Here is a 4344-nt window from a genome sequence, read left to right as displayed (position 1 = left end):
CCCTTGTGGACCGGAGCCCCGTCGCGGGGCGGCCGTCCCGTGCGACGGGGGGACAGCGGAGACCTGCCGGCGGGCAGACGGGCGGCGCGAGCCGGCCCGGCACCCGGACGGGGGCGGGTCGGCGGCCCGCCAATCCGCGGCTGCTGCGGCAGCGCCTCGTGGTCTTCTTCGTCGTCACGCTGATCGTGGCGCTCGGGATCATGCTCGTGCAGGGGCTGGCCTGAGAGTGCCCCTTCGGGGCTGACGCGCGGGGCCGCGCCCCGTGGCCCGCTCCCCGCGCACCGGAAGGTTCTCGGGGCTCAGGCGGAGGCTCGCGTCGCGTAGAAGACCACCGCTGTCGCCGCCGCGACGTTGAGGGAGTCGATGCCCGCCCGCATCGGGATGCGGACGTGCACGTCGGCCGCGGTGAGCGCCGCCGGCGTGAGGCCGGGGCCCTCGCTGCCGAAGAGGAGGGCGAGGCGCGGGTCCGCGCGGGCGACGAGTTCGTCGAGGGTCAGGGAGCGGTCCGAGAGGCAGAAGGCGGCCAGGGTGAAGCCCGCCCGCTTGATCGTGTCCGCGTCGGCGGGCCAGTTCTCCAGGCGCGCGTACGGGAGCGAGAAGACGGCGCCCATCGAGACCTTCACGGCGCGGCGGTAGAGGGGGTCGGCGCAGCGCGGGGTGAGGAGCGCGGCGTCGACGCCGAGCGCCGCGGCGTTGCGGAAGGCGGCGCCGAGGTTCGCGTGGTCGACGAGGTCCTCGAAGACGGCGACGCGGCGCGCGCCCGCGAGGAGGCCGGCGGGCGCGGGCAGCGGGATGCGGTGCAGGGAGGCGAGGGCGCCGCGGTGGACGTGGTAGCCGGTGACCCGCTCGGCCGTCTCGGGGCTCACGACGTAGACGGGCGCCTCGCTCGCCTCGATCACGTCGGCCATGACGGGCAGCCACTTCTCCGTGAGCAGCATCGAGCGCATGCCGTGCCCGGCGTCCAGCGCGCGGCGCACGACCTTCTCGCCCTCCGCGATGAAGAGTCCTTCCTCCGGTTCGCGGCGGCGGCGCAACTGCACGTCGGTGAGCGAGGTGTAGTCGCCGAGCCGGGGGTCCGCCGGGTCCTCGACGCGTTCGGGTACTGCCACGGGGTGCCGCCTTGGGTCGTACGGGCGAGGGACTGTCAGGCGTCGAGGGCCGCGACGGCGCCGACGACGATGACGGCCGGGGGGCGTACGTCGTGCGCGCGGGCGGCGTCGGCCGCGGTCGCGAGGCGCGCGTCGACGCGTCGCTGGGCCGCCGTGGTGCCCTCCTGGATCAGCGCGACGGGCGTCTCGGGGTCGCGGCCGTGCCGGACGAGTGCCTCGGCTATCGCGCCGAGCTTGTCGACGCCCATGAGGATCACGAGCGTGCCGCGCAGCCGGGCGAGCGCGGGCCAGTCGACCAGGGAGCGCGGGTCCTCGGGCGCGACGTGGCCGCTGACCACGGTGAACTCGTGGGCGACACCGCGGTGCGTGACGGGGATGCCGGCGGCGGCGGGCACGCTGACCGAACTGGAGATGCCGGGGACGACGGTGCAGGGGATGCCGGCGGCGGCGAGGGCCTGGGCCTCCTCCATGCCGCGCCCGAAGACGAAGGGGTCGCCGCCCTTGAGCCGTACGACGGACTTGCCCGCCCTGGCGTGCGTGATGAGCGCCTCGTTGATCGCCTCCTGCGCCATCGCGCGCCCGTACGGGATCTTCGCCGCGTCGACGACCTCGACGTGCGGCGGGAGTTCGGCGAGGAGGTCGCGGGGGCCGAGCCGGTCGGCGATGACGACATCGGCCTCGGCGAGGAGGCGGCGCCCGCGCACGGTGATGAGGTCGGGGTCCCCGGGGCCGCCGCCGACGAGGGCGACCTTCGGCGTCTCGCCGCCCGACTGCCTCGGCACGGCGACGCGGCCCTCGTCGAGCGCGCGCAGCAGGGAGTCGCGCACGGCGGCGGTACGGCGCGGGTCGCGCTCGGCGGGTTCGGTGGTGAGGACGGCGACGGTGACGCCCGCGCTGTGCCCGGTCGCGGGGGTCCAGGCGCTCGCCGCGTCGGCGTCGTCGCTGCGTACGCACCACACGCGGCGTTCCTCGGCCTCGGCGGAGGCGGCGGCGTTGGCGGCCGCGTCGTCGGTCGCGACGACCGCGTACCAGGCGCCTTCGAGGTCGCCCGCGCGGTAGGGGCGGCGCTCCCAGCGGAGCTCGCCCGCCGTGGCCATCGCCTCGACGGACGCGGTCGCCGAGGGCGAGACGAGGAGGACGTCGGCGCCCGCGGTGAGGAGGGCGGGGAGCCTGCGCTGGGCCACCTGGCCGCCGCCGAGGACGACGACCTTGCGGCCCGCGAGGCGCAGTCCCGCGGGGTAGGCGGGGTGGGTGGCGGCGGAGGGCATGGCGGAGCGGCTCCTTGGGGCGCGGGGAGGGGGCGGTGCGACGTTGCTCCGCGGGGCCAGCTTACGGGGGCGGCGGGAGGCGGCCCCCGGGGGCGGTGGGCGGAAGGGGACCGGGGCGGTGGGCGGGTGGCCGCGCACCGCCCCGGGGAGCACTACTTCTCCGTGACCCCCGCCGAGTCGAAGGTGGCCACCTCGTGCATGGCGCGGGCGGCGCTCTGGACGAGGGGGAGGGCGAGGAGGGCCCCGGTGCCTTCGCCGAGGCGCAGGTCGAGGTCGACGAGGGGGCGCAGGCCGAGGCTGTTGAGGGCCGCGACGTGGCCCGGTTCGGCGCTGCGGTGGCCCGCGATGCACGCGGCCAGGACCTCGGGGGCGATGGCACGGGCGACGAGGGCCGCCGCTCCCGCGCTGACACCGTCGAGGATGACCGGGGTGCGCAGCGAGGCGCCGCCGAGGAGGAGCCCTGCCATCGCCGCGTGTTCGAGCCCGCCGACCGCCGCGAGGACGCCGATGGGGTCGGCGGGGTCGGGGCGGTGCAGGTCGAGCGCGCGACGGATGACGTCGACCTTGTGGGCGTGCATCTCGTCGTTGATGCCGGTGCCGCGCCCGGTGACCTCGGCCGGGTCGGTGCCGGTGAAGACGGAGATGAGCGCGGCCGACGCGGTCGTGTTGGCGATGCCCATCTCCCCGGTCAGGAGCGCCTTGTTGCCCGCGGCGACGAGGTCGCGGGCGGTCTCGATGCCGACCTCGATCGCGGCGGTGACCTCCTCGCGACTGAGCGCGGGGCCCGCCGTCATGTCCGCCGTGCCCGCCCGTACCTTGCGCGGCAGCAGCCCCGGCGTGGGCGGCAGTTCGGCCGCGACGCCGACGTCCACGACGCACACCTCGGCGCCGACCTGCTTCGCGAAGGCGTTGCAGACCGCGCCGCCGCCGAGGAAGTTGGCGACCATCTGCGCGGTCACCTCCTGCGGCCACGCGGTGACGCCCTGGGCGTGCACGCCGTGGTCGCCCGCGAAGATCGCGACGGCGGCCGGTTCGGGAATGGGCGGCGGCGAGACGCGCGAGAGGCCGCTGAGCTGCGCGGAGATGATCTCCAGCATGCCGAGCGCCCCCGGCGGCTTGGTCATCCGCTTCTGCCGTTCCCACGCCTCGCCGAGCGCCTTCGCGTCCAGCGGGCGGATGCGCCGCACCGTCTCGGTGAGCAGGTCGGCCGGTTCGGCGCCGGGCAGCACGCGGCGGCCGTAGGTCTCCTCGTGCACGACCCAGGAGAGCGGGCGCCGCTTGGACCACCCGGCCTGCATCAGCTCGGGCTCGTCGGGGAACTCGTCGACGTACCCGACGCACAGGTACGCCACGACCTCCAGGTGCTCGGGCAGGCCGAGCGCGCGCACCATCTCGCGCTCGTCGAAGAAGCTCACCCAGCCGACACCGAGCCCTTCGGCGCGCGCGGCGAGCCACAGGTTCTCGACGGCGAGCGCGGAGGAGTACGGGGCCATCTGCGGCTGCGTGTGGCGGCCGAGGGTGTGCCTGCCGCCGCGCGTCGGGTCGGCGGTGACGACGATGTTGACCGGCGTGTCGAGGATCGCCTCGATCTTCAGCTCGCGGAACTGCTTCGCGCGGCCCTTGGGGAGCGAGGCGGCGTACGCGTCGCGCTGCTTCTCGGCCAGCTCGTGCATCGCGCGCCGGGTCTCCTCGGAGCGGATGACGACGAAGTCCCAGGGCTGCGAGTGCCCGACGCTCGGCGCGGTGTGCGCGGCCTCCAGGACGCGGAGCAGCACCTCGTGCGGGATCGGGTCGGAACGGAAGCCGTTGCGGATGTCGCGCCGCTCGCGCATGACACGCAGCACGGCCTCGCGCTCGGCCTCGTCGTACCCGGGCGCGGGGGGCCCGGCGGGGGCCTGCGGGGAGACGGGGTCGGGGGCGGCCTCGGTCGCGGCGGGGGCCTCGGCCCGGGGCTCGGTCGCGGGGGC

Annotated in this window: 3 protein-coding genes and 1 pseudogene; 1 reads left to right on the top strand and 3 read right to left on the bottom strand. The window is 76.2% G+C overall.

Annotation, left to right across the window (positions count from 1 at the left end; genetic code table 11):
* A pseudogene (locus G3I42_RS18495) lies at positions 1–224 on the top strand (serine/threonine protein kinase); the annotation flags it as partial.
* Positions 225–299: 75 nt separating this feature from the next.
* Here the strand turns inward: G3I42_RS18495 and G3I42_RS18490 are convergent.
* The 3 genes from G3I42_RS18490 to cobT all read right to left on the bottom strand — a co-directional run.
* On the bottom strand, positions 300–1109 hold the full coding sequence (locus G3I42_RS18490; RefSeq protein WP_164287361.1) for an RNA methyltransferase: 810 nt from the start codon (positions 1107–1109) through the stop codon (positions 300–302).
* 35 nt (positions 1110–1144) lie between these two features.
* Positions 1145–2377 carry a uroporphyrinogen-III C-methyltransferase gene (gene cobA, locus G3I42_RS18485; protein ID WP_164287359.1) on the bottom strand — a complete coding sequence of 411 codons (1233 nt, stop codon included), beginning with the start codon at positions 2375–2377 and terminating at the stop codon, positions 1145–1147.
* Positions 2378–2529: 152 nt separating this feature from the next.
* On the bottom strand, positions 2530–4344 hold a 1815-nt coding region (gene cobT / locus G3I42_RS18480; protein ID WP_239096540.1), incomplete at its 5' end, for a nicotinate-nucleotide--dimethylbenzimidazole phosphoribosyltransferase.

Origin of the sequence: Streptomyces sp. SID11385 (genome assembly GCF_010548245.1) — a bacterium.
Lineage (GTDB): Bacteria > Actinomycetota > Actinomycetes > Streptomycetales > Streptomycetaceae > Streptomyces.
The sequence above is the reverse complement of the archived record's forward strand: the minus strand, read 5'-3'. Positions and strand labels throughout refer to the sequence as shown.

What these genes read in the sequence shown, in the direction of transcription:
- cobA (WP_164287359.1), bottom strand. Translation starts at nt 2,377, where the DNA reads ATGCCCTCCGCCGCCACCCACCCCGCCTACCCCGCGGGACTGCGCCTC.